Origin of the sequence: Candidatus Poriferisocius sp. (assembly GCF_965219775.1) — a bacterium.
Taxonomy (GTDB): domain Bacteria; phylum Actinomycetota; class Acidimicrobiia; order Acidimicrobiales; family Bin134; genus Poriferisocius.
The window spans coordinates 1,658,946-1,683,424 of record NZ_OZ244793.1; the positions used below are offsets into that span (position 1 = coordinate 1,658,946).

Consider the following 24,479-nt stretch of genomic DNA (forward strand, 5'->3'; position numbering starts at 1 on the left):
GCTCGGGCGACTATTGACTCCGGGCCAGGGCCTGATCCAGGTCGGCCAACAGGTCGTCCACGGACTCGATCCCCACCGACAACCGCACCAGTCCGGGATCGACGGCCAGCGGGGAGTCGGCCACCGAGAGGTGGGTCATGGTGGACGGCTGCTCGATGAGCGACTCCACCGCCCCCAACGACTCGGCCAGACGGAACACCCGGGTGGCGCACGCCGCGGCCACCGCCGCGGGCTCCCCCCCGGCGTGGACGAACGACACCATGCCGCCGAAACCCCGCATCTGGGCGGCAGCCACCGAGTGGCCGGGGTGGTCGGCCAGTCCGGGGTAGAGCACCCGCTCCACCGCCCGGTGACCCGCCAGGAACTCGGCCACCGCCTGGGCGTTGTCGCAGTGGCGGTCCATGCGCACGCCCAGCGTCTTGACCCCCCGCAACAGCAGGTAGCAGTCGAACGGGCTGGGCACCGCTCCCACCGCGTTCTGCACGAAGGCCAACCGCTCGGCCAGGTCGTCACGGTTGACGGCCACGAACCCGCCCACCACGTCGGAGTGGCCCCCCAGGTACTTGGTGCTGGAGTGCACCACCGCGTCGGCCCCCAGCGCCAGCGGGTTCTGCAGGTAGGGGGTGGCAAAGGTGTTGTCCACCACCACGTCGACCCCTGATGCGTGGGCGATGTCGGCCACCGCGGCGATGTCCACCACCGCCAGCATCGGGTTGGTGGGCGTCTCCACCCACACCTGACGGGTCTCGGGGCGAATGGCGCCGGCCAAGGCGTCGGGATCGGCCAGGTCCACCGCCGACCACTCGATGCCCCGCTCGCCGTACACCTGGTGGATGAGCCGGAACGTGCCCCCGTAGGCGTCGGTGCCCAGCACCACGTGGTCGCCGGGGTGCATCATGCCCACCAGGGCGTCCTCGGCGGCCATGCCGCTGGCGAAGGCCAGGCCGTGGCGGGCCCCCTCCAGGCCGGCCACACACCGCTCCAGCGCCACCCGGGTGGGGTTGGAGGTGCGGGCGTACTCGAAGCCTCGGTGCCGGCCGGGGGCGGCCTGCACAAAAGTGGTGGCCAGATGGATGGGCACGGTGATGGCCCCGGTGGCCTCGTCGGGCTCCTGGCCGACGTGGATGGCCCGGGTGTCAAAGCCCCAGTTCTGCCACTCGTCGCCGCTCATGGCGTGGACCCCGACGACCCCGCCGACAGGAAGCCCAGCACGTCGGTGCTGGTGATCACCGCTCGGGGGCGGCCACCGTCGAGCACCAACAGCGCCGGGTAGTGCTCCAGCTTGGCCACCGCCAGCGCCACCGGCTCCCCCACCCCGATCTGCTCCAGGGGGCGGCTCATCACGTTCTCCACCGGTTGGCTCAGCAGGCTGCCGCCAAAGGCCAACTCCATCAGGGCCAGCTCGTGAACCGACCCCATCACCTCGGCGGCGGCCAGGGGCATCTCCCCCTTGGCCACCGGGAGCTGGCTGAGGCCGTGGTCGCGCATCCGGGACACGGCCAACCTCACCGGATCCTCGGGGTTGACGTACACCAGCGGGGGCAGGGCGCCGGCCTTGGCGTCCAGCACGTCCTTGACGCAGGGGTGCTCGCCGATCAAAAAGCCGTACGACGCCATCCAGTCGTCGTTGAACACCTTGGACAGATAGCCCCGCCCGGCGTCGGGCAACAGCACCACCACCACGTCGTCGGGGCCGCAGTCCTCGGCTACCGCCAAGGCGGCCACCACCGCGGTGCCCCCCGACCCACCGATCAGAAGGCCCTCCCTTCGGGTCACCAGCCGGGCCATGTCGAAGGAGTCCTGGTCGGAGATGGGAATCACCCGGTCGACCACGGCGGGGTCGTAGGTCTCCGGCCAGAAGTCCTCCCCGATCCCCTCCACCAGGTAGGGGCGACCGGAACCGCCGCTGAACACCGACCCCTCGGGGTCGCCGGCGATCACCTGCACGGCCGGGTTCTGCTGCTTCAGGTAGCGGCCCACCCCGTTGAGCGTGCCGCCGGTTCCCGCCCCGGCCACGAAGTGGGTGATGCGACCGTCGGTTTGGCGCCACAGCTCGGGGCCGGTGGTCTGCTCGTGCGACAGGGGGTTCACCTGGTTGAAGTACTGGTTGGGGCGAAAGGCGCCGGGGGTCTCGGCCACCAGCCGCTCGGCGGTGGAGTAGTACGACTCGGGGTCGTCGGGGTCCACCGCCACCGGACACACCACCACCTCGGCCCCGTAGGCCCGCAGGAGCTGCACCTTCTCCTGACTCACCTTGTCGGTCATCACGAAGATGCAGCGGTAGTCCCGCTGGGCGGCCACCAGGGCCAGCCCCACGCCGGTGTTTCCCGAGGTGGGCTCGATGATGGTGCCGCCGGGTTGCAGCAGCCCCTCCCGCTCGGCGGCGTCGATCATGGCCACTGCCGGGCGGTCCTTCACGCTGCCGCCGGGGTTCAGCATCTCCAGCTTGGCCAGCACGTCGCACGGCACCCCGTCGGCGATGCGGCGCAACCGCACCAGTGGCGTGTCCCCGATGAGATCGAGGATCGAGTCGGCGACCTCCACGCCCATAAAGTACCCGTTGACATGCACCGGCCCGCCATCCCCCCGCCACCCGTCTTGGGACCCTCGCCGTGAACGGCCCCACCGCCGGCCCGCCCCACGTGGCGGTGGCCCCCGACTGCTGGCGGCGCCCCGCCCTGGTCGACGCCGTGGTGGCGGGCGGGGGCCGGGTGGTGGAGCCGCCCGAAGCCGAGGCGCTGGTGTGGGCCGAGCCCGCCGCCCCCGAATTGCTGCCCGGCGTGCTGGCCCAGGGCCCCGGTATCGATTGGGTGCAGCTCCCCTACGCGGGCATCGAGAATCTCATCCATCTGCTGGACGACCAGCACCGGTGGACCTGCGGCAAGGGGGTGTACGCCGAGCCGGTGGCCGAACACGTGCTGATGATGGCCCTGGCCGGCTTGCGGGGGATGGGCTCCTACGCCAGGGCCCAGAGCTGGCTGCCACCCCAAGGGCGCAACCTGCTGGGCGCTCGGGTGACGGTGCTGGGGGGCGGGGGCATCACCGAGTCGCTGGTGCGGCTGCTGGCCCCGTGGGACTGCCACGTCACGGTGTTGCGTCGCCACCCGGTGTCCATGAACGGCGTCGACCGGGTGGTCGGGCCCGACCGCCTGCACGACGCGCTGGGCGACGCCGACGTGGTGGTGGTGGCCCTGGCCCTCACGCCGGAAACCACCGGCATCATCGACGCGGCTGCGCTCGGGGCCATGGCCCCCCACGGGTGGTTGATCAACGTGGGGCGCGGCGGCCATGTGGTCACCGACGACCTGGTGGCCGCCCTGGAGGCAGGGTCCATCGGGGGTGCCGCCCTGGACGTGACCGACCCCGAACCCCTCCCCGACGGCCACCGGTTGTGGACCCTGGACAACTGCCTGATCACCCCTCACGTGGCCAACACCCCCGAAATGGGACTGAAGCTCCTGGCCCGCCGGGTGACCGAGAACCTCCGCCGCTACATCGCGGGCGAAGACCTGCTGGGGCCGGTGGACGTGGAGCTCGGCTACTGAGCCGCTGGGCTCTGCCGAGTCGGTTCAGGGACCGACGATGCCCCTGGTCGGTCTAAGGACCGACGATGCCCCTGGTCGGTCTAAGGACCGACGATGCCCCTGGTCGGTCTAAGGACCGATGATTCCCTTGGTCGGTCTAAGGACCGACGATGCGTTCGAACCGGGCGTAGGGTTCGACCACGGTGATCACCCGCATGGGACGTCCCACCGCGGCCCGGTTGCCCGTGGCGAACGTGACCGGGCCCGCGGCCAACTCCTCGCCGTCGAAGCGCGCCAACTCGGCGGCCACCGCTCCCGGCTCCACCGTGCCCGCCCGCTCCACCGCCCGAACGTAGGCCTCGACGGCATCGGCCCCGGTCACCACCCGGCCGTCGCGGGCCACGTGGCCGGTCACGGCCCGATAGTCGTCCAGAATCGGCTGGACCGCGGGGTTGGGATCGGGGGTGTCGGAGTAGATCGAGGCGTAGGACAGCATGGTGAAATCACCCAGGCCGGGAACCCGGCCCAGCCAGAAGTCGCCGTCCATGGTGGAGTTGGCGAACATCGGACGGCTGATGCCCGCGGCCCGAATCGGCCCCAGGACTTCGGGGGCCACCAGCCGGGTCCCGCAGAACACGATGGCCTCGGGGCCCCGGTTGATCAGGCCGGCCAGGATCGGGTCGAGCAGACCGGGATCGGTCGGCTGATAGCGGTAGGGCCCGAACGCCCGGCCCCCGGCCTGCTCGAACGCCGGGATGAAGGCATCACACACCGCCACTGCTTCGGTGCTGGTCTGGTCGACGACCACCGCCGCGGTGGTGAAGCCCCGGTCGGCCACCAGCGAGGCCACAAGGGCGGCTTCGGTGCTGACCGGCGTGCCCATGGAGAACACCCGTTCGCCCAGGGCCCCGATGGCCCAAGCGTCGTCGGTACCACAAGGGCTGATCACCAGGGCGCCCGAACCGGCCAGCACCTCCAGGGCCGGGGCCGCATAGGCGGCGTCGCAGGTCATGAGCACCACGTCCACGCCGTCCAGCAGGAGTTGCTCGGCCCCTCCCTTCATGGCTGAGAGTTCGGTGTAACTGTCGACGTGGCGCAGCACCACCGGCCGCCCCAACAGACCGCCGGCCTCGTTCACCGCGTCGATCCGGTTGCGGGCGGCCACCAGGGCGGGCTCATCGTAGGTGGCCAGGAAACCGGCGGTGGCCATCAGCGCCCCGATCACGATGGCATCGTCGGCCAACGGCACCCCGTCGGGGGTGGCCACCGGCGCGGGCGAGGTGTCGGCCAGGGGTTGCCCCTCCTCGGTGACCGGTGCCGGGCTGATGACCGTGCCCTGGCTGAACAGGCCGCACCCGGTCAACGCCACCAGCGACATCAGGGCCAACGCGCCGAACGTCACCGGCGCGACCCCAGGACGGATCATCACCTGGGGAGGTCGCGAAAGGGGATGCCCTTGTCGGCTCGGGGCTCTCGGGGCAGACCGAGAATGCGCTCGCCGATCACGTTGCGCTGGATCTCCGGTGTGCCCCCACCGATCTTGAAGGCGAAGTGTCCGACCATCTGCTGGGCCCACGGATCGTCGTCCAGCATCCCTGCCGGTCCCAGCAGCTCCATGGCGGCCTGGCTGGTGGCCCGGATGTGGTCCCCGGTGAGGATCTTCATGATCGACGCCTCGGGGCCGATCTCGGTGCCCTTGCTCAGCGCGGTGTACACCCGCATGCTCAGGTAGCGGAGCACCTCGGCTCGGATCCAGGCTCCGGCCAGGGCTTGGCGCACCCCGGAATCGTCGGCCCGGCCCTGGCGGCGGGCCAGGTCCACCAGGGCATCCACGTCGATGGCGTTGGACTGGGCACCCACCGCGGCCCGTTCGCTGTTCAGGGTGGTCTGGGCCACCGCCCAGCCGTTGTTGATGCCGCCGATCACGTTGTCCACCGGTATGCGCACATTGTCGAAGAAGGTCTCGTTGAACTCGGCCCCGCCCGTCATCTGACGCAGGGGACGGGGTTCGAGCCCCTCGGTGTCCATCTCCACGAGGAAGTAGCTGAGCCCCTGGTGCTTGGGCACATCGACATCGGTGCGGGCCAACAGGATGCCCCAGTCGGCCAAATGGGCATAGGAGTTCCACACCTTCTGGCCGTTGACCACAAACTCGTCGCCGTCTCGGACCGCTCTGGTCTGCAGGCCCGCCAGATCGGAGCCGGCGTTGGGCTCGCTGAACAACTGGGCGAAGATCAGTTCCCCCCGGCGGATCGGATCCAGGAACCGCTGTTTCTGCTCCTCGGTCCCCCAGGCCATGAGCGTGGGGGCGGCCATCGACAACGCCGCCATGAAGATCGACGTGGACACGCCGTAGTGGCTCTGCTCCTGGTCGAAGATGATGGCCTCCGCAGTGGTGGCCCCCCGCCCACCGTATTCCGGGGGCCACTCCAGGCAGGCCCAGCCCGCCTCGGCCAGCCGTCCCTGCCAGCGGCGGGCTCGGCCGGCCAGTTCTTCGTCGATGCCCGCGCTCTGGCCCGGACTGTTCAGCAGGTCGAACGCGTCCGACGTGCCCCGGACGGGCCCATTGTCGGCCAGCCACGCCCGGGCCTCGGCCCGGAATGCCGCTTCCGCCGGGGTGTCTCCGAAATCCACGGGGCCGAGGATAACGGCCGGTGGTCGCCTATTCGTCCTCGACCCAAACCCAGCGACCCGACGGCCCGGCCACTCCGGCAGGACGCTCCATGCACTGAACGTCCAGATGGATGGGCAGCAGGTGGCGCACGTAGAAGGCATGCACGGTCACCGTGGGCATCACCAGGTCGTCGTAGCGCTTGATCTCCACCCGGGGGTCCTTTTCCTGCCAGGCCTCACACTTGGCCAGGGCGGTATCCACCTCGTCGCGGGTCTCGAACAGCAGGCCCAGATGGTCGAACGGGGGCGGGGCCATGGGCTGCTTGTGCTCGGCCAGCAGGATGAACTGGCTGGTGGCGGCATCGGTGGACAGCAACAGCGCGGTCTGCTTGAGAATCTGGGTGTCGGTGGCCGTCCACCCGAAGACGTCGCCGTAGAACTCCCGCACTTCGGCGCGGTAGTCGTCGGTCAGGGTTCCGATGGGAAGCGTCAGCTCCATGTGGTTGAAACGCATTGAGGCCATGGTGAAGCGTAGCCTGAGGCGATGACACGAACATCGGCCTTGAGGTTGCTCGGGATGCTCTTGGCCCTCGCCCTGGTGGCGGCGGCTTGCGGTGGCGACGGGGGCACCACCACCGAGCCCGCGCCGACGGCGGCGGCCACCTCCACGGCGGTGCCAACCCCGGCGGCGTCGCCGAGCGCGACGATGGTAGCCACCCCGGCCCCCACCGCCCCGACAGCCACCCCGGAGCCCACTGCTCCGGCCACCCCGGAGCCGACCCCGAGTCCGACCGCGGCGGCAACGCCGGACCAGGTGGTGACCCCGGAACCAACCCCTGCTTCCACGCCGTCGCCCCCTCTGAAGTACGGCGACGGGCCCCACCCGTCGGGGTTGGACATGGCCGCCATCGAGACGGCCGCTGCCGCCTGGATGCAACAGGTCCGCACCCCCGGGCTGGTGCTGGCCGTGGCCCACGGCGACGAAGACCCGTGGGCGTTCAGTTGGGGCACCGACGACGTGGTCACCGGCGAGCCCTTGAGCACCGAGGACTACTTCCGCATCGGCTCGATCACCAAGCCGGTCACCACCACGGCGGTGATGTCGCTGGTGGACGAGGGCGTCTTGGATCTGGACACTCCCGTCACCGCCTACCTGGGCGACGACTGGTACGGCGACTACGAGCACGGCCCCGACATCACGCTGCGCCACCTGATGGGCCACACCGCCGGGTTCGTGGAGTACGCCTTCGATCCCGGATTCTTCGTGTTGGCCTCGGCCCGCCTGAGCGTGCCCATCACTCCCGAGGAGATCGTGCGGTTCACCACCAACTACGGCCCGGTGGCCGACTTCGGCACCGAGTACAACTACAGCACCGCCGGCCACGTGATCGCGGGCATGGTCATCGAGGCAGTCACCGGCAATCTCGCCCACGAGGAGCTCCGCGCCCGCATATTCGAGCCGCTGGGCGTACGCAACACCTACCTCACGCCCGGCGAGTTCCCGCCCCAACCGGTGGTGGTCGGCTACAACCAGGGGATGTTGGCCATGGCCTACGAAACGCTCACCACCGTGCCCGACGAGGCCCGGGCCAGCTTCATGGGTCGCGACTACATCTCCTCGGTGGGCTTCCCCCAGGAGTTCGTGCAATCGGCGGGCTGGACCGGTGGCGGCCTGGAGGGACAGATCGGAGACCTCCCCCGGCTGTTTCGGGGCCTGTTCGCCGGCGGGCTGATGGGCGCAGACTCCCTGGCCGAGATGACCACCGCGGGCGTCAACCCCGATTACGGCCTCGGTGTGGGTATCGGCGAGGCCGACGGCCATGCGGTCTTGAGCCACGGCGGTGGCGTCCCCGGTTTCCGCTCCATCGCCATGTACCTCCCCGAGCTGGATCTGTCGGTGGCCGCGTCAACCAACCTGCTGCCCCCCGATCCCGATATCGGCGAGCTGGTCCGGGAGCTGATCCCCATCATCATCGAGAGCTGGGACCTGACCTCGTCGTGACCCTCGACGCCTGGAACGAGGCTGCCGCGCAACTGAGCGCGCCCGGCGCGCCGTTCTCCTGGTCGGTCCGAGAGGTCGACGGCATCCCCCTGCGGGTGTTCGACAACGCCCCCGGTTCCCTGACGGAGCTGTTCGCCGCCACCGCCGTCCACGGATCGGCCGACTACCTGGTGTACGGCACCGAGCGCCTGTCGTATACCGAGGTCCACCGCCAGGTGCGGGCCATGGCCCGGTGGCTGGCCGACCACGGCGGGGTGGGACCGGGCGACCGGGTGGCGGTGGCCATGCGGAATTATCCCGAGTGGATCGTGACCTACTGGGCCACGGTGTCGCTGGGGGCGGTGGTGGTGGGCATGAACGCCTGGTGGACGGCGGCGGAGATGGCCTACGGCCTCGGCGACAGCGCGCCCAAGGTGCTGGCGGTGGACGGTGAGCGGTGGGAGCGGCTGGTGTCGCTGGACGACCGACCGGACATCCCCGTGCTGCTCACCCGCTACCCCGGGCCGCTGCCCGACGGGGCGGTCGATTGGGCCGAGGTGGTGGGCGACCCCGACCCGCCGGGGCTGCCCGAGGTGGCCATCGGCCCCGACGACGACCTGTGCGTGTTCTACACCTCGGGCACCACCGGGTTCCCCAAGGGGGCGGTGATGACCCACCGGGGGGCGGTCCACAACGTGATGAACATGGGCTTCTACTCGTCGGTGCTGGGCCTGGTGAACGACAAGGCGTCGGGTCCTCGGGACCGCAACGACCAGCCTGCCGGGTTGATCTGCGTGCCGCTGTTCCACGTGACCGGGTGCAACTGCTACCTGCACCCCACCACCGTGGTGGGCGGCAAGCTGGTGCTCATGTACCGGTGGGACGCCACCGAGGCCCTCCGGCTGATCGACGCCGAGCGGCCGAGCACGTTGGCCGCGGTGCCCGCCATGTCCCGGGAGATCGTGCTGCATCCCGACTTCGACCGCTACGACACCTCCAGCCTGGGGTCGCTGGGGGGCGGGGGGTCGCCGCTGCACCCCGATTTGGTGGACAAGATCGCCCGGAGCATCCCCAGCGGCAACCCCGGCACCGGCTACGGCCTGACCGAGACCAGCGGGGTTGTCACCATGAACATCGGGCCCATCTACCGGTCCAAACCCACCACCGTGGGCCGGCCGCTGCCCACCGTCGAGGCCAAGGTGGTGGACGACGACGGTGCCGAGCAGCCCACCGGCCAACCGGGGGAGTTGCTGGTGCGGTCGCCCATCGTCATCCGGGGCTACCTCAACCGCCCGGAGGCCACCGCCGAGGCCATCACCGACGGTTGGCTGCGCACCGGCGACATCGCCGTCATCGACTCCGACGGCTTCATCGCCATCGTGGACCGGGCCAAGGACCTGGTGATCCGGGGTGGGGAGAACATCGCCTGTGCCGAGGTGGAGAACGCCATCTACCAGCACGACGCGGTGGCCGAAGCCATCGTGTTCGCCGTGCCCGACGATCGCCTCGGCGAGGTGCCCGGCGCGGCGGTGGTGCTGCGTCCCGGCCAGGGGCTCGATGCCGACGCTCTCAGGTCCCACCTCGACGGTCGTCTGGCCGCCTACAAGATCCCCGAGCGAATCTGGTTCCTCGACTCCCCCCTGCCCCGCAACGCCTCCGGCAAGTACCTCAAACGCCTCGTCCGCGACCAACTCCTGGACTCCCACTCACCCCCTCAACCACCCCCCGACTAACCCCCAACCACCCCCTCCGCTCTTTTCCCAGGGGGCCACCCCCGTCGTCCAGGCCAATCGGTGCCGACCACATCGGGGCCGGTAACCTGGGCGGCATGACCACTGCCACCGCTGACCGCTACACCATCATCTCGTCCGACTGCCACGCCGGGGCCAACCACGCCACCTACCGGGAGTACCTTGAGTCGAGCTGGCACGAGGAGTTCGACGCCTGGCGGGGCAAGTACCGCAACCCGTTCCGCGATCTGCAGGACGACGGGCGGTCCCGCAACTGGGACAATGACCGCCGCATCTCCGAGCAGCACCAAGACGGGGTGGTGGCCGAGATCACCTTCCCCAACACCGTGCCCCCCTTCTTCCCCACCGGCACCCTCATCGCCCCCCAGCCCACCGATCAGGACCTGCCCCGCCGCCTGGCCGGCATCCGGGCCCACAACCGCTGGGTGGCCGACTTCTGCGCCGAGTACCCCGAGCGTCGGGCCGGGATCGGCCAGATCTTCCTGAACGACATCGACGAGGCGGTGGCCGACGTGGCCTGGATCGCCGAGCACAACCTGCGGGGCGGCGCGCTGATCCCCAGCATCGCCCCCAACTCCGACCTGCCGCCCCTTTTCCATCCCCGCTACGACCCGGTGTGGGCCGCCTGCGAGGAACACGACGTGGTGATGACCCTGCACTCCGGGGGCACCGGGATGCCCGACTACGGCGACGCCCCGGCCGCGGGACCCATGTTCGTGATCGAAACCCCGTTCTTTTCCAATCGGTCCATGTGGCACCTCATCATGGGTGGGGTGTTCGAGCGCTATCCCCGGCTCAAGGCGGTGTTCACCGAACAGGGCTTCGGCTGGGTGCCCGACGTGCTGCGCCGCCTCGACGGGCTGCACGCCCAGATGGCCAAGACCGGGCGCAGCGGCGAACTGGGCTTCTCCGCCGAGGCGGTGCTACCCGAGAAGCCCAGCTTCTACTTCGAGCGCAACATCTGGATCGGCATCAGCTTCCCCGGCCCCAACGAGATGCGCGTGCTCGACCAGGTGGGCGACCACAAGGTGATGTGGGGCTCCGACTACCCCCACCGGGAGGGCACCTACCCCTACAGCCGGGAGGGCATCCGCTACGCCCTGCACGACCGCGACGAAGAGTCGATGCGCCGCATCTTGGCCGGCAATGCCGCCGAAGTGTACAACTTCGACCTCGACGCCCTGGCCCCCCTGGCCGCCGAGCACGGCCCCACCGTGGCCGAGATCGCCGAACCCCTCTCCGAAATCCCCCCCGACGCCACCTCCCCCGCCTTCATGGGCAAGTAGCCGTTCTGGGGTGCCGGAGCCTGTCCAGGTGCCATGCCCACGACCCTGACCGACGCCGACGAGGGATTCCTTCGTGAGGCGATAGCCGCGTCGTTCACATCCCGTGAGCGGGGTGACCACCCCTTCGGGGCCACCTTTGTCGACGCCGCCGGCAACGTTCTGGCCGAAGGACTGAACAGCGTCGTCACCACCGGGGATGTCACCGGGCATGCGGAAGCCAATCTCGTGCGCGAGATCGGGTTGAGGCTTGCTCCCGAAGTCATAGCCGCCGGCACCGTCTACACCAGTTGCGAGCCGTGCGCCATGTGCGCCGGGGCCCTCTACTGGGCGGGTGTGAACCGCATTGTGTACGCCATGAGCCAGGCCGACCTCATGCAGATCGTCAACATGGCCGACCCCGATAACCAGACCATGCTCGAAATCGGATGCCGAGCAATCCTGGCCACCGGCCACCGCCCCATCGAAGTGCTCGGCCCCTTCCTCTCCCACGAAGCCACCCCCGCCCACCACAGCTTCTGGAACGCATAGAGCTATCTTTGGCGCTTCGGCAAAGACAGGAGGGGGAACATGAGCGAGAGCTGGCAACGAGCGAGGATCATCCCCATCTCGGGCATTCGCGGCGACCGGGAGGCGGAACAACGGGCCACGTCGGCGGTGCTTGCGGTCCTGACAATAGTTCGCCCGTTCTCCAAGGCGTTGCTGACACCGCTTGGGGCATCGAAGGCGGACCGGGCTCTCGTGGAGGCGTTCGTCGAGCCCCAGATCAAGGCCGAGTCGGGGACAAGGATCCGGCCTGACGGTCTGATCCGGGTGACACATGGATCAAGAGACCCGTGGGTGGCCCTCGTGGAGGTCAAGACCGGGGCTTCGAGACTCGAGGCAGAGCAGGTCAACGCCTACTGGGACGTTGCTCGTTCCGAGGGGTTCGACTGCGTGCTCACGATTTCCAATGAGATTGCACCGTCGCCAGGCGTGCATCCCACCGAGGGCCTGAGAGTCCGGTCGAACTCCAGGGTCCAGGTCCACCATTCGTCCTGGACTCGCCTGCTCACCGAAGCGGTAAAGGAGAAGACGCACCGAGGCATTGATGATCCCGAGCAGGAGTGGATCCTGGGCGAACTCATCCGATACCTGCGCCACCCGGCGTCCGGGGTCGTGGACTTCGACGACATGGGCACAAACTGGACAACCGTTCGCGACGGAGCCCGTGATGGGACGCTCAACAGTCGCGACGATGCAGTGGTTGACATCGCCCAGCGCTGGGACCAGCTCCTGGGCTACATCTCGCTGCGACTCGGCGCCGACATCGGCGCCGACGTGACCGAGGTGATCCCCCGCTCCGAGCGCAACGATCCGAAGCTACGCACGAAGCACATCGTCGACACCTTGTGCGCCAACGGCCAACTGGAAGGCACGCTGCGCATCCCCAACACCGCGGGAGACCTTGAGATCGCCGTCAACCTCAAGGCTCGGCAATGCGTCACGACCGTGCAGCTCGACGCCCCCTCCGACAAGGGCGCACGGGGCAGAGTGAGTTGGCTCACCCGCCAGCTTCGCGACTGTCCTCCGAACCTGGTCATCGAGGCCTACCCCAAGAACGCATCCTCAGGAATTGCCGGAACCCTGTCGGCGGTGGCCGAGGACTCCTCGTTGCTGGTGGGCGCCGACGGAAAGCCCCCGCACCGTTTCCGCCTGATCGCCCGCACGGAACTCGGACCGAATCGCCATAGCGGCAAAGGCCGCGGCTTCGTCGAATCGGTGACTGCCGCCATCGAGTCGTTTTACGGCGATGTCCTGCAAGACCTCACCTCTTACCAGCCCAAAGCGCCGAAACTCCGACCCCAACCCGAGCCCGACGAGGCCGAACAACTGCCGTCCGTGCCTCTCGTCAACCCAACCCCCCAAAACCCTCCCATCACCAACGAAGGTGATGACCCAATGGCCGCCACAGAGCCCAACACCTGGTCCACTGGGACTTGACGATGAGTTCCGAGGGTCGGCGCTAGCACTTGCCTAGTGGTGTCTCGCAAGCACCACACGTTGAACCCCAAGACCCGCCAGTGCCTCATGGCCTTCAAGCCGGATACCGTACCCTTCCTTTGCGGACAAATGAGCTGACCTTGAGTTAGATCTTGGGTGTAGCACCTGCAAATGGCCGTTGTGCCGTTCTACCTACCGCAAATTTCCTCAGAATATAGCTATTTCTCCAGAAATTCAGGGGGCTATTGTCACCCGGCTCGGTATACTTGCATGCATGGAGTTTGACACTTCCAACGGCACAGTTTCGGGCACAGCTTCTGGCTCGCCGGGCGGGGTGCGGGATGCGGTGGCGGCGATGGTTGCTGAGTTCGAGTTGCAGGATTTCTCGGAGTTGGATGCCTCTGGGGTGATCAAGAGGGTGTTGGAAACCGACATGGTCCGCCGTCAGATCGAAGCGCACTTGGCCGGGTTGTTGGTCCGGTTGGGGGAACTCGCCGGCGACGACACCGTGGAGGCGGTGTGCCAGCAGTTCGGTTTGGCTTCTCGCAAGGCCAAGCGTCAGGCGAAGACGGCCAAGGGGTTGCGGGCACTGCCGGATGTGTTGGATGCCGCAAGGGATGGGTTCATCACCATGGATCATGCCGAGTTGATCGCCGCCTCCCACGAACGCGCCCCCTTACGCGATGGTGACGGGTACGAACTGGTCAAGTTGGCCCTGACCCAGTCGTTCGACCAGTTCCGCCGGTCGCTGGCCACCCGGGAGAACCAGAGGATGGCCGCCGATGGGATGACCCGCACCGAACGCCAACACACCCGCCGCACCGCCAAAGTGTTCGACGGGGACAACGACATGGTCATCCTCCACGCCGAACTCGACGCCATCAACGGTCAACGCGTCAAAACCGCCCTTTCGGCCATGAGCAGCCGACTGCTCCACCACGACAGCAAGACCGGCCAGGAACGGTCGTTCATGCAACGCAACGCGGATGCCCTCGTCGCCCTCATCACCCAACAACCCGCAGGCAACCGCCCCGACACCGACGGTGAGGCTTCCAATGGCACCGATTGCGGGCCGGTGCCGCATGAGACGACGTTGGTGGTCACCGCCGAGTGGGATCCGATCTACGGGGTGCTCCAAGACGCCGAACTCATCGACGGGACCCCCATCGACATCGAAGAACTCCGCCGCCTGGCCTGCGACGCCGACATCATCCCCACCATATTCGGCACCGACGGCCAACCCCTCTACCTCGGCCGCACCCAACGCGCCCCCAACCAAGCCCAACGCATGGCCCTATACGCCCGAGACCAGGCCTGCGTCGACTGCGGCCTCGCCGCCCAAGCCTGCGACATCCACCACATCCTCCCCTGGGAACACGGCGGACCCACCAACATCGACAACCTCGTCCTGCTCTGCCCCACCTGCCACCGCAAAACCCACCGCAACCACCACCCCACCGGACACCGCCGAAGACCCACACCCCGAGCCCCCGTGAGCTGCCAATAAGGGGTGCCGACCCGCCCGCTGAGCGAGATCCTGCAGCACCCTGCCTGAGAAATTCTCGAGAGGACCGACTCTGCCATCCACAAGAGAGTTGAATTCGGTGCTCAGGTCGGGGATACTAGGCGCATACCTACTCAGCGCTACGGTGGCTGAGTTCGGAGCCCGCCTCACCAGGCGGGCTCTTGTCATTTGCGGGCCTACTGGTCCCTGATCGAGGGCCTGGGGTGGGATTCCAACCCGCACGCCCGCGGCACTGCGGCATTCGGTCGGTTCAGCCTTGGTCGGTCGGGGTGAAGCTGAACACCGTTCGGCTCTTCAGTGGTACACCGGGCGACAGTATGGGGCACTCGAAGGACGGCTCATTGACGGCGTTCGGAAAGTACTGGGGCTCGAGACAGACACCTGCTCGAGGACCGTAGCCACCGCTGGCGGCGGAGCCATCCAGGAGATCTCCCGTATAGACCTGAAGGCCGGGTAGATCGGTCTCCATTGTCATGACGAGATCACGGCTCGGAGACGCGAGTTCGACCGTTCCCCCCTGGTCGAGGGCAAAACAGTGGTCCACCTCGCGGCGAACTTGGGCGGTGTCACCAAGCATGGCTCCGCCGAGAAAGTCGAGCCCGAGGGCGGACACGGGTAGCAGGCGACCTGTTGGTATCTTCCCCTCGTCCACCTCGACAACGTGCGAGGCATCGATGCGGAGGGCGTGACCGTCAACCGAGTCGGTCGTACCGAGGTTCCAGTAGGGGTGCGTGGTCAGGGAAATCGGCGTCGCCTCGTCAGCAACCGCGATCCACTCGAATGCCAGCGTGTTGCCGCCCAGTCGCCACGTCACTGCGACATCGAGGTTGCCGGGGTAGCCGCCATCGCCGGCTTCGTGGCGCGTTGCGAACGTCACGGCGGCAGCTTGGCGGTCGACATCAAAGTCCCAGGCTCGTGTGCCGAGACCTCGCGGGCCGCCGTGGAGGTGGTGGGGACCCTCGTTCGGCTCCAGGACGTGAACAGTTCCGTCCAGCTCAAAGTGGGAGTCTCGAATCCGATTTGCCACCGGCCCGACGGTGCAGCCGAAGTAGGGGCGATTGGACCAGTAGCTGGTGACGTCACGATGGTGGAGGCAAACGGAGCGTTCACCGCCACCCGTCCGTACCGTCAACTTCCACAGTGAGGCGCCGACGTTGAGCAACGTCGCGGTGAGCGAATCGCTCGCCATTTCAATCGCCCACAGTTCAGCCTCGCGGCCCGAACTGACCCTGGACACGCTGACACTCATGTGGACCCACTCCTTCCTGCCACTATCGCAACGGCCGGTCCGCACCGATCGCCACCACCGACAAAGCTCCCCCGGAACTTCACCAGGCGGTCACTTGTCTTGTTCAGGCCTCCATGCCCCTGGTCGAGGTGCCCGGGGTGGGACTTGAACCCACACGCCCCCGTGGGGGCCGGGGGGTTTAAGCCCCCTGCGTCTGCCTATTCCGCCACCCGGGCCCAGCTCGCCCAGACTACCGACCCCGGTTGAGGCTCAAGGGCGGGAAAGCTGCTGAGCGCACCACTCCGGATCGGGAAATGAGGATTGCGTTCCGGCTCGGGTTACCGAGTGGCTGGCGCAGGTGATGCCCAGGCGGACGGCCTGATCGTCGTCGAGACCAGCGGCGACACCGTAGGCAAATGCCCCCACGAAGGCGTCGCCGGCGCCGGTGGTGTCCACCGCGTCGACGGCGGGCGCTGGCAGTCGCGTGACGGTGCCGTCAGCTCCCACGATCGCCACGCCAAGCTCGCCGAGGGTGACCACCAGGCGAGCGTCCGTAGCGGTGGAGAACTCAGCGAGGGCGACATCGTCGTCGGCCGAGGACCCGGTCAGCGTTCGGAACTCCACCTCGTTGGGCACCAGCCAATCGGTGGCCGCCAGCAGCTCCTGTTCCAGCGAGGCGGCCGGGGCCGGATTGAGGATGGTGGGCACGCCCCGACTGCGAGCCGCCTCGAAGCCTGCGGTGGTGACCGATTGGGGAATCTCCAACTGGCCCACCACCACCTGGGCCTCGAAGGCCTCAACACCTCGCCGGGCCTGCTCGGGCTCCATGGCGTGGTTGGCTCCGGGCACAATGATGATCCGGTTCGACCCGTCGGGCTCGACCCAGATCGGGGCCACCCCACTCGATCCTTCCACCCGATGCACCTGAGAGATGTCGATGCCCAGCGAGACGAAGTTGTCCACGGTCATGTCGCCGTAGCCGTCGTTGCCCAGGCAATTGACCATGGCCACCTGGGCCCCGAGGCGGCGGGCCATCACCGCCTGGTTGGCGCCCTTGCCCCCGAAGCCCATCTGAAACCGGCTGCCCACCACGGTCTCGCCGGACTCCGGCAGACGGTCGGCATAAGTGACGAGATCGATCATCGTTGAACCGATGACGACCACGCACGGTGCGGACGCCTGTCCCATGGTGGAGCCTCCCTCTATCTGCCGGACATAGCGGTCTGTCGGTGCCAGCATACGGTTTCGACCGACAGAGCCGATTCGCCGTGCTCTACCGTTGGTCGCCAACACTCCAATGGAGTGGACCGAGTCCCCTGAATCGAACAAGCCACAGGAGTCGCCGACGTGTCACGAGGTCGCTACTGGGACGCACCCGTTCTTCGCTCCGTGCTTCCCGTCGTCGAAACATCACGTCACGTGGAGACCCGGCCGGAGGGCATTGGCCAGGTTGCAGATTGGATGGCCTACGAGGAGTTCGTCTTTCCGACGGGCGGCATCGGCGGCCCCTTCCCCTTGGGCCAAGACCCCGACCGCGTGATCGACATCACCATGTTCATCGCCACACAGAACTTTGCCTTCAGCGATTTCGACACCGGAGTGAAGTTCGAGGCCGACCGCCACGGCACGACCTACTCGGACACCGAGGCCATGTTCGCCCGGGTGATGGATGCCCTGGACGCGGGGATCCCGCTGCTCGACGGTGCCTACCTGGCCGATATCAGCCGCCGCGACCTCGAGGACATCTTCCACGGGAACATCGAGATGCCCATGCTCGACGAGCGGGTGAAGATCCTCCACGACGTGGGAGCCACCCTGACCGAAAACTACGACGGGAAGTTCCACCGGTTCGTTCGAGACTGCCAACCGGCCATGTATGCGGACGGAGACGGGCTGATGGAGCGGTTGATCGGCGAGTTCCCCCGGTTCGACGACATGAGCGTCCACCGGGGCCACCAGGTGCGGCTCTACAAGCTCGCCCAATTGGCCCTGTGGGCGCTGCACATCGCGCTACGAGGCCATGGCTGGCAGGTGAGCGACATCGACCGGATGACCGCCTTTGCCGACTACATCGTGCCGGTGGCGCTGCGGCGGATGGGCATCCTGGGCTACACCGACGAGCTGGAAGCCGACATCAACGCCGGCGTCCCGCTGCTTCGCGACTCCGAGGAGGAGATCGAGATCCGGGCCCACACGCTGTACGCCACCGCCCTGCTGACCGACGCCATCAACGAGCTGCGACCCCCAAGCCTCCAGTTGATCATCCCCCAGGTGGACTACCGGCTGTGGAAGGCCTTCCACGCCACCTTCTGGCCCCACCACCTCACCCAAACGATCATGTACTAACCGGCCCGTCAAGCTCTCCGGAGCAACAATCACGCCGTGGCAGTCGGGATGCTCGTATCTTCGAGGACAATAGCCTTGTCGGAATTGCCTCGACTTTCGTGCCCTTGTAGTGCAAGATTCTAGAGTGCTCCAGCTCGAGATTGCCCAAATCGAGGAACTACCGGTTGATGAGCTGGGACTTCTCATACTCGAGGACATCCACTCCTCAGATGTACGAGACGCCCACGACTACTGGCTGAACTACGGCAATGGCAACGTCTATGCGGGAACAGCCGTGCCACAAGCGATTCAGGAGGCCCTCGCCTGGCTCATGAGCAGAGGCCTGCTGGTGCCCGATTTGGACCGACACAATCTGCATTCCATTGCCGTGAGTCGCGCCGGCAAGCTTGCCATAACTGAGGGAATCGACCGCGTGCGGGCAGAGCATCGGCTTGCTGAGGGGCTACATCCCGAGATCGAGCGCCGAGCCCGGCCCCAGTTCTTGTTGGGGGAGTACGAGCAGGCGATATTCGTGTCACTGAAAGCCGTCGAGGTCAGAGTACGGGAATTGAGCGACCTCGGCGATAACGTCGTTGGGGTTGACCTCATCAATCAGGCATTTGGCAATGATGGTGTGCTGGTTGATGGCAATGCCGTCACAGGTGAACGCGAGGGTCGCCGAGCCTTGTTCGCGGGGGCCTACGCGGTTCTGCGGAATCCCGCTGGTCACCGAGATGTGAACTACGACAATGTGGCAGAGGCGGCCGAGGCTGTGACAACGGCGAGCCTGCTCATGAGGATTCTCGACTCCATAGAGCCGGCAGCGTCCTGATTCAGGTCCGCCGCCTGTGCATCAGAGATGGCGCAGTGCTGCAACAGATCTCCGGAGTCCGGAAACTGCAAGGCGATCAAGGACCTCTTCAGTTGTCATGGGCGGGTTCCTGAGGTCTGCGGCCTGTTGGTTCACGACGGTCGAGACGGCTGCTGGGGCAAGGTCAACCAGGTGTAGGACGAAGTCGTCTGCGGTCTGTGTTTCGATGTTGAAGGGTGCGAGCGCATCGGGCGGGAAGTCGGTCGCGTTATCGGTCACGATGACCTCTGCACCCGCAACGATCGCGGCTGCGAGCACGTGTCGGTCGTCGGGGTCTGGTAGGGCGAGCACTTCGGTGAGGCCTTCGTAACCGGTTACGAGGCTGTCCGGGACTGCGTCGCACATCAGCTGACGCGTGCGAGCGAGGTCCGCGTGGGAGAGGTCCGGATAGCGCCGGAGGACTGATCCAACCATTTCATCGAGGATTTGGTCGGTCCACCGGGCACGGAAGAGGCCGGTCATGCCCAGGCGGACGAGCAGATCGCGCAGGCCCTGAGGATGCAGCACACATGCGTCGTAGATCGCAGTGAACGCCACGGCAGCTTCAGACCGCGGCTAGTAGTCGAAGCCGAGTCGCTGTGCTTCGGCAGCGAGTTCGCTAGCCACAGCAAGACGGTCAGTATCGTCACGGCGCTTGTATTCGAGAAGATCAGTCAGGAGAACGCGTCGGCGGTTGCCGACACGACGGTGGGGGATTTTACGGGCCTCAAGGAGGCCGACAAGGTATGGGCGAGACACGTTCATCAGGTCAGCTGCTTGCTGCGTGGTGAGCTCAGCGTGGACGGGTGCGACGGTGACGGCATGGCCATTTGCTATCTGGACAAGGATGTCAGCCAGCAGATGCAGCGCCGGGGCGGGCAGTTCGATCGTTGTCGGATCCTCACCCTTGGCTGTGAGCAGAAGCGTCGTGGCGGTGAGCGGCGCTGGGTCGCGGAGGAAACGACCCAAGATGTCGACCGCTTCGGCGGCTTTGGCAACTGTATCGTCGTCCGGGACCGCCAAGCGGTGGTCAAGAACAGGTGCGCTGGCCATCTCAGATCACTCCTTCACAGCGTTGCTCGGACCTTATGGCAGTATGGCGATTCATCTTGTGCGGGGTTCTGTCGAGCCCCGCTAGCGTCAGGCTACCATTATCCGCAATATTCGCAATAGCAGAAATGGGCGAATCTTCAGGAACCAGTCCAATGCCAAGGCTGCCGTCACAGCCGAGTGCCTGCTGAAGGCGAGGAAGGATGCAAAGGCGAGATGTTGTACGGGCGGGAGCGGAGCGTCGGGCGGCGAAATCACTCGGTGGCGAGGTCAGGGTCGCCGAATCCGGCGCGGGCCTCCTCGCACACCTCCTCGGTGACCGCAGCCAGCATCTCCCTCCGCAGCGCGTTGACTCCGCCGAGTGCATCCAGCACGGCTCTCAACTCCTCACAATCCACGGTTCTGCGCTACGCGCTGCACCTCTCCCGCCTGCACTCGCAACAGAGTCGAGAGACTTGCCCACCCTGTTTTGCGAACGCTCCGGCCTAGAGCGGCGGCCCTTGACATTGAGGGGTGGGCTCATTCCGCCGCTGCGATCTCTGCGAGTAGGGCGCTGGCATCACGCCGTCGCACCAAGCCTTCTTCAGTAGCCCGTTCAACCGATTCCGTGAGCCGCTCAGGCATCACTGCGCCGATGGAATCGCGAATGGCAGCGGCGACCGTCAAGGAACCGATGCCGTAGTACTCGGTCAGGTCTGCTGGGTCGGTTCGGGTGTGCACGAGTTCGATGTGTGCGGGGAGTTCTCGCCGCACGCGGCGGGGCGTGCCGACCTTGATTCGGCGTGGATTGACGAAAGCCAGATCGTGGAGGGCAAGCACGCTTTCGCCGACAAGGTGCGCCTCTTGTCCCACTCTCAGAACCGCCTCTGCAAACGGTGCATGGTCGCCTCCGTCGATCCCCTCGACGCGATACAGCCCTCTGGCGACGTTGGACATGCCTCCGCGTGCCGCAAGTTTCCGCACCTCTACGGCCGGCACCCCAACGGACCTGGCCATCTCGGTTGTGAGGAAGCCGTGATGATTGGCCGCCAAAGCGTAAAGCGCAGACCGGTATCCCGAACGGTCCATCGCCTCCACGACGCTGGCACGAAGAGTGATCTCTCGCGCCGCCTCGGAGATCGCTTCCCGAAACCCCTCGGACTGGGCAACCTCCTCCAGGCGGGACGCAATCATCGTTGCGAGCCGATCCTGCATGCCCTTGGTCGCCTCGGCAAGCAACGGATCAAGCACCTCACCCAGCCGGGCCTGCATGCGCTCCAGCTCTCGACCGATGGCCCCGCCCTCGGTGACCATCAAGTCAGCATGGGCGGCAAAGCGGACCACTGGGGCACTGCTGTCCTGGGTCATTGTCACTAGCGTACTGTTTACAGTACTGTTTTGCCAATCCCTAAAGGCACCTCAGGCAGTACTGTACTGACCAGACATCAGCCATCACGACGGTGTAACGACGACCTCACCATGGTGGGCAGTAGCTGAACACCTACGCGAAATTGGTGAGTTAGCGTGGGGTGATGACGGCGGCTTTGCGTGCGCTTCTCGGTGGGGCTGATCGCCTGGTGGTGGTGGACACCGAGACCACTGGCGTCTACTCGGCGGATCGAGTGATTGAGATCGCTCTGGTCACGATGTCCCCCAACGGGGAGATCGTGGACGTGTGGGACTCGCTCATCCAGCCCGGACGTGCGATCTCGGCCACCCACATCCACGGCATCACCGCCGCCATGGTTGAGTCAGCGCCGAACTTCGATGATGTTGCCGCGGATGTCGCCATGCGCCTCGACGGCGCGGCCGTGGCCGCGCACAACCTCCCGTTCGACCATCGCATGCTCGGCTACGAGTTCAGTCGGATTGGTGGGTTGCTTGATGTCCACGCTGGAATCGACACCCTTCGCGCAACTGGAGCGAAACTCTCGGCCGCGTGCGCCGTCCACGGCATTGACCTTGGAGAGGAGCACCGCGCCCGCAATGATGCACTGGCCACCGCAGAGCTGCTGTGCTCGGTGGCACCGGCGTGCCACCCCGGAGCACCTGCGTCGGCACGGGTCAGACTGCGCCCGACAGGCCGGGTGCTTCGCCGTGAAGACGCGGCGCCGATTCGGCTTCCGGCTTCTCCCTATATCGCGAACCAGGCCGCCCACCTTGCCCATGACGGCGCCGAGCCCGCCGTGTTGGCGTATCTCGAAGTACTGGCTCGAGCGGTAGAGGATCTTCACCTCGATCGCGACGAACGGGCCGAACTGGCCGACATTGCCCGAACGGTCGGACTCGATGACGCCCATGTCGGTCAGGCGCACCGCCGGTTCGTCCATGAGTTGATCGATGCCGCGTTGGCCGACCATGTGCTGACATCAGATGAGTACGACGCTCTGGTTCGGGTCGGAAGGGCATTGGACGTCGACCAAAGCCTCATCGAGACCCGATTGCGTCAATGGAGAGAGCGGTCAGGCTCCATCCGGATCGAGGCCGGCATGAGCGTCGTGTTCACAGGTGACCATCCGATATACGACCGCGACCAGTTGGAAGCTCATGCTGTCTCCTTCGGGCTTGAGGTCCAGAAGAACGTCACGAAGCAGACCAGCCTGGTCGCGGCGCTGGAGCCTGAGACCAATTCTGGCAAAGCAAAGAAGGCACGGAAGTACGGGATACCCATCGCGGCGATCGATGACTTTCTGACGGCTGCGCCGGGCAAGGAGATACCCGCTCGTACGGTCGAAGGCGCCCGCAAATCCATAGAGTGTCCGGTCTGCCTGAAGACGTGGACGGTCGACGCCCGTTCCTCCCAACGGCAGTCCAAACCCTGCACCGATTGCCCAGGCCGTCAGACGAAACGGCGATAACCTGCATAGCGTCTGCGCCACCATTGACGGATGCCGCCGGCCGGCACTCACCGGTGTTTCCCAACCCCTAATTCATTCACCAGGTGGCCGTTACCGGGGGTCGAGGGAGCGGCGGAGGAGTTTGCCGACTTCGTTGCGGGGGAGGGTGGGGCGTCGCTCGAAGCGGACGGGCACCTTGTAGGGGGCCAGGGCGGCTCGGCAGGCCTGCTCCAGTTCCTGGTCGGTCACCGGCGCCCGTTCCACCACGAAGGCCACCGGCACCTGGCCCAGCCGATCATCGGGCTCGGCCACCACAGCGGCCTCGCTCACCTGGGGCAGGGCGGCCAGCACCTCCTCCACCTCGGTGGGCACCACCTTGTTGCCGCCCCGGTTGATCACGTCGCCCAACCGGCCCTCGATCCACACAAACCCCTCGTCGTCCAGCCGGGCCAGATCACCGGTGCGGATGTGGTCGTCGGCAGTGAGGCGCCCGGCCAGAGCCGCTCGCCGGGTGTCGTCCCACACCAGCGGGGGCCGTACCACGAGTTCCCCCACGCCGTTGGCGTCCGGAGCTTCGATGCGCACGCTCACGCCGGGGTGGGGACGCCCGGCCGCGCCGATCTTGTCGGGATGCTCCCGGGCGTCGGCCGCCGTCCAGCCGATCACCTCGCCCATCTCGGCCTGGCCGTAGCCGTTGAGCACCACCACACCGAACCGGTCGGCGAACCGCCGGGCCTGGAACGGCGACAGCGGGGCCGTCACCGACCGCACGTACTTCAGCTCCCCCAGATCAGCAATGTCGGGATCGTCGTTGAGCATGGCCATGGCCGCCGGCGGCAGGATGGTGGAGCGGATGCGGTGGCGGCGCACCAAGGTGGCGAAGTCGGCCGTGGTGAAGCGGTCCATCACCACCAACGCCGCCCCGGCCCGTAGACCGAACAGGGCGTTGTAGATGCCCGCATTGAGGGCCATCGACACCGGAATCAAGTTGGGTGTCGGCCGCTTGGCCGGGCCTTCGCCGGTGGCCCGCTTGCCCCGCAGAGGCTCCAGCACCCGGTCGATGATCTCCAGGTAGCCCTCGTGGGTGTTGAGCACCGGCGTGGGATCGCCACTGGTGCCCGACGTCCACAGCACAAAGGCGGCGTCCTGGTCGTACACCGTGCAAGCCGCGTCCCGGCCCTTCACGGGGCCGAGGTCGACAGGGTGAATGCCCTCGGCGTCGATCATCAAAGCAGGGCGAAGTCGACTCACCACCTCGGACACCGCCTGATCGGGGAGCCGCGGGTTGATCGGCACGAACACCCCCCCGGCCTCCCAGACCGCCGCCATGGCCAACACCACCTCGGCACCCCGCTCGAGATTGACGGCCACGCCTCGCTCCCGGCAGCCCAGGTCCGCCAGCCGCCGGGCCATCGAGCGGACCTCACGTCGGACCTCGCCCGCCCGCCACGTGCGGTCGAGGTCATGGAGCAGCGGCTCTTCGTCGTCGAACGGATGGTCCAGCACCAGATCGGTCAGGTTGGGTCGCCGTTCGTCCCGTTGGCCCATCA

At 66.9% G+C, this 24,479-nt stretch carries 21 protein-coding genes and 1 tRNA gene; 10 read left to right on the forward strand and 12 right to left on the reverse strand.

Going from position 1 to position 24,479, the window contains the following annotated elements; genetic code table 11:
- Positions 1-10: 10 nt before the first annotated feature.
- Both ACOQPQ_RS07410 and ACOQPQ_RS07415 read right to left on the reverse strand, forming a co-directional pair.
- Entirely contained in the window at positions 11-1,171 is a 1,161-nt protein-coding gene (locus ACOQPQ_RS07410; protein WP_420638801.1) for a cystathionine gamma-synthase, read from the reverse strand.
- Positions 1,168-2,544 carry a cystathionine beta-synthase gene (locus tag ACOQPQ_RS07415; protein WP_420638802.1) on the reverse strand — a complete coding sequence of 459 codons (1,377 nt, stop codon included), beginning with the start codon at positions 2,542-2,544 and terminating at the stop codon, positions 1,168-1,170. The genes ACOQPQ_RS07410 and ACOQPQ_RS07415 overlap by 4 nt, the downstream gene beginning before the upstream one ends.
- 68 nt (positions 2,545-2,612) lie before the next feature.
- On the opposite strand from ACOQPQ_RS07415, the gene ACOQPQ_RS07420 reads away from it, so the two are divergent.
- The gene (locus ACOQPQ_RS07420) at positions 2,613-3,545 is read left to right on the forward strand and encodes a D-isomer specific 2-hydroxyacid dehydrogenase family protein (RefSeq protein WP_420638803.1); all 933 of its coding nucleotides are present in this window, start codon (positions 2,613-2,615) and stop codon (positions 3,543-3,545) included.
- A gap of 136 nt (positions 3,546-3,681) precedes the next feature.
- Here the strand turns inward: ACOQPQ_RS07420 and ACOQPQ_RS07425 are convergent, their stop codons facing one another.
- Genes ACOQPQ_RS07425 through ACOQPQ_RS07435 form a run of 3 tightly spaced genes read right to left on the reverse strand, consistent with a single transcriptional unit; the run spans position 3,682 to position 6,651 of the window.
- Complete coding sequence (locus tag ACOQPQ_RS07425) at positions 3,682-4,926, reverse strand: ABC transporter substrate-binding protein (protein WP_420638804.1); 1,245 nt, start codon at positions 4,924-4,926, stop codon at positions 3,682-3,684.
- A gap of 23 nt (positions 4,927-4,949) precedes the next feature.
- Positions 4,950-6,158 carry an acyl-CoA dehydrogenase family protein gene (locus ACOQPQ_RS07430; RefSeq protein WP_420638805.1) on the reverse strand — a complete coding sequence of 403 codons (1,209 nt, stop codon included), beginning with the start codon at positions 6,156-6,158 and terminating at the stop codon, positions 4,950-4,952.
- Between the two features lie 28 nt (positions 6,159-6,186).
- Positions 6,187-6,651 (reverse strand): VOC family protein, encoded by a 465-nt coding sequence (locus tag ACOQPQ_RS07435; protein WP_420638806.1) that lies wholly within the window; start codon positions 6,649-6,651, stop codon positions 6,187-6,189.
- Positions 6,652-6,681: 30 nt separating this feature from the next.
- On the opposite strand from ACOQPQ_RS07435, the gene ACOQPQ_RS07440 reads away from it, so the two are divergent.
- The 6 genes from ACOQPQ_RS07440 (at position 6,682) to ACOQPQ_RS07465 (ending at position 14,642) form a co-directional block, all read left to right on the forward strand.
- Positions 6,682-8,139 (forward strand): serine hydrolase domain-containing protein, encoded by a 1,458-nt coding sequence (locus tag ACOQPQ_RS07440; protein WP_420638807.1) that lies wholly within the window; start codon positions 6,682-6,684, stop codon positions 8,137-8,139.
- A complete protein-coding gene (locus tag ACOQPQ_RS07445; RefSeq protein WP_420638808.1) occupies positions 8,136-9,851 on the forward strand; it encodes a class I adenylate-forming enzyme family protein in 1,716 nt (571 codons plus the stop codon). The genes ACOQPQ_RS07440 and ACOQPQ_RS07445 overlap by 4 nt, the downstream gene beginning before the upstream one ends.
- A gap of 95 nt (positions 9,852-9,946) precedes the next feature.
- Positions 9,947-11,155: an amidohydrolase family protein gene (locus ACOQPQ_RS07450; protein ID WP_420638809.1), complete on the forward strand. Its 1,209-nt coding sequence runs from the start codon at positions 9,947-9,949 to the stop codon at positions 11,153-11,155.
- A 33-nt stretch (positions 11,156-11,188) separates the two neighbouring features.
- Positions 11,189-11,683, forward strand: a complete 495-nt coding sequence (locus ACOQPQ_RS07455; protein ID WP_420638810.1) for a nucleoside deaminase — start codon at positions 11,189-11,191, stop codon at positions 11,681-11,683.
- 39 nt (positions 11,684-11,722) lie between these two features.
- Positions 11,723-13,135 carry a hypothetical protein gene (locus ACOQPQ_RS07460; RefSeq protein ID WP_420638811.1) on the forward strand — a complete coding sequence of 471 codons (1,413 nt, stop codon included), beginning with the start codon at positions 11,723-11,725 and terminating at the stop codon, positions 13,133-13,135.
- Positions 13,136-13,409: 274 nt separating this feature from the next.
- On the forward strand, positions 13,410-14,642 hold the full coding sequence (locus ACOQPQ_RS07465; protein ID WP_420638812.1) for a DUF222 domain-containing protein: 1,233 nt from the start codon (positions 13,410-13,412) through the stop codon (positions 14,640-14,642).
- A 268-nt stretch (positions 14,643-14,910) separates the two neighbouring features.
- Here ACOQPQ_RS07465 and ACOQPQ_RS07470 read toward each other — a convergent pair whose 3' ends face one another.
- From ACOQPQ_RS07470 to ACOQPQ_RS07480, 3 genes are all read right to left on the reverse strand, one after another.
- The gene (locus tag ACOQPQ_RS07470) at positions 14,911-15,909 is read right to left on the reverse strand and encodes an aldose epimerase family protein (protein ID WP_420638813.1); all 999 of its coding nucleotides are present in this window, start codon (positions 15,907-15,909) and stop codon (positions 14,911-14,913) included.
- Between the two features lie 129 nt (positions 15,910-16,038).
- A tRNA-Leu gene (locus tag ACOQPQ_RS07475) sits at positions 16,039-16,124 on the reverse strand.
- Between the two features lie 34 nt (positions 16,125-16,158).
- Positions 16,159-17,076, reverse strand: a complete 918-nt coding sequence (locus tag ACOQPQ_RS07480; protein ID WP_420638814.1) for a ribokinase — start codon at positions 17,074-17,076, stop codon at positions 16,159-16,161.
- 231 nt (positions 17,077-17,307) lie between these two features.
- Here ACOQPQ_RS07480 and ACOQPQ_RS07485 point away from each other — a divergent pair, with 231 nt between their 5' ends.
- Together ACOQPQ_RS07485 and ACOQPQ_RS07490 are read left to right on the forward strand one after the other, a co-directional pair.
- On the forward strand, positions 17,308-18,234 hold the full coding sequence (locus ACOQPQ_RS07485) for a queuosine salvage family protein (protein ID WP_420638815.1): 927 nt from the start codon (positions 17,308-17,310) through the stop codon (positions 18,232-18,234).
- 124 nt (positions 18,235-18,358) lie between these two features.
- Entirely contained in the window at positions 18,359-19,045 is a 687-nt protein-coding gene (locus ACOQPQ_RS07490) for a TIGR02391 family protein (RefSeq protein ID WP_420638816.1), read from the forward strand.
- 21 nt (positions 19,046-19,066) lie between these two features.
- On the opposite strand, the gene ACOQPQ_RS07495 is transcribed toward ACOQPQ_RS07490, so the two are convergent.
- The 3 genes from ACOQPQ_RS07495 to ACOQPQ_RS07505 form a co-directional block, all read right to left on the reverse strand.
- A complete protein-coding gene (locus ACOQPQ_RS07495; RefSeq protein ID WP_420638817.1) occupies positions 19,067-19,621 on the reverse strand; it encodes a PIN domain-containing protein in 555 nt (184 codons plus the stop codon).
- Positions 19,622-19,639: 18 nt separating this feature from the next.
- Entirely contained in the window at positions 19,640-20,116 is a 477-nt protein-coding gene (locus tag ACOQPQ_RS07500) for a helix-turn-helix domain-containing protein (protein ID WP_420638818.1), read from the reverse strand.
- Between the two features lie 516 nt (positions 20,117-20,632).
- Positions 20,633-21,460, reverse strand: coding sequence for a type IV toxin-antitoxin system AbiEi family antitoxin domain-containing protein (locus ACOQPQ_RS07505; RefSeq protein WP_420638819.1), 828 nt, complete (start codon positions 21,458-21,460; stop codon positions 20,633-20,635).
- A 164-nt stretch (positions 21,461-21,624) separates the two neighbouring features.
- On the opposite strand from ACOQPQ_RS07505, the gene ACOQPQ_RS07510 reads away from it, so the two are divergent.
- Positions 21,625-22,950, forward strand: a complete 1,326-nt coding sequence (locus tag ACOQPQ_RS07510; protein ID WP_420638820.1) for an exonuclease domain-containing protein — start codon at positions 21,625-21,627, stop codon at positions 22,948-22,950.
- A gap of 90 nt (positions 22,951-23,040) precedes the next feature.
- Here the strand turns inward: ACOQPQ_RS07510 and ACOQPQ_RS07515 are convergent, their stop codons facing one another.
- Positions 23,041-24,477 carry a class I adenylate-forming enzyme family protein gene (locus ACOQPQ_RS07515; RefSeq protein ID WP_420638821.1) on the reverse strand — a complete coding sequence of 479 codons (1,437 nt, stop codon included), beginning with the start codon at positions 24,475-24,477 and terminating at the stop codon, positions 23,041-23,043.
- Positions 24,478-24,479 lie beyond the last annotated feature (2 nt).

Excerpts from the sequence above, each read along its gene's own strand:
- ACOQPQ_RS07470 (WP_420638813.1), bottom strand. The coding sequence starts at position 15,909 with ATGAGTGTCAGCGTGTCCAGGGTCAGTTCGGGCCGCGAGGCTGAACTG.
- ACOQPQ_RS07435 (WP_420638806.1), bottom strand. The coding sequence starts at position 6,651 with ATGCGTTTCAACCACATGGAGCTGACGCTTCCCATCGGAACCCTGACC.
- ACOQPQ_RS07500 (WP_420638818.1), bottom strand. The coding sequence starts at position 20,116 with ATGGCCAGCGCACCTGTTCTTGACCACCGCTTGGCGGTCCCGGACGAC.
- ACOQPQ_RS07465 (WP_420638812.1), top strand. The coding sequence starts at position 13,410 with ATGGAGTTTGACACTTCCAACGGCACAGTTTCGGGCACAGCTTCTGGC.
- ACOQPQ_RS07505 (WP_420638819.1), bottom strand. The coding sequence starts at position 21,460 with ATGACCCAGGACAGCAGTGCCCCAGTGGTCCGCTTTGCCGCCCATGCT.
- ACOQPQ_RS07515 (WP_420638821.1), bottom strand. The coding sequence starts at position 24,477 with ATGGGCCAACGGGACGAACGGCGACCCAACCTGACCGATCTGGTGCTG.
- ACOQPQ_RS07510 (WP_420638820.1), top strand. The coding sequence starts at position 21,625 with ATGACGGCGGCTTTGCGTGCGCTTCTCGGTGGGGCTGATCGCCTGGTG.
- ACOQPQ_RS07460 (WP_420638811.1), top strand. The coding sequence starts at position 11,723 with ATGAGCGAGAGCTGGCAACGAGCGAGGATCATCCCCATCTCGGGCATT.
- ACOQPQ_RS07410 (WP_420638801.1), bottom strand. The coding sequence starts at position 1,171 with ATGAGCGGCGACGAGTGGCAGAACTGGGGCTTTGACACCCGGGCCATC.
- ACOQPQ_RS07480 (WP_420638814.1), bottom strand. The coding sequence starts at position 17,076 with ATGGGACAGGCGTCCGCACCGTGCGTGGTCGTCATCGGTTCAACGATG.
- ACOQPQ_RS07440 (WP_420638807.1), top strand. The coding sequence starts at position 6,682 with ATGACACGAACATCGGCCTTGAGGTTGCTCGGGATGCTCTTGGCCCTC.
- ACOQPQ_RS07450 (WP_420638809.1), top strand. The coding sequence starts at position 9,947 with ATGACCACTGCCACCGCTGACCGCTACACCATCATCTCGTCCGACTGC.
- ACOQPQ_RS07455 (WP_420638810.1), top strand. The coding sequence starts at position 11,189 with ATGCCCACGACCCTGACCGACGCCGACGAGGGATTCCTTCGTGAGGCG.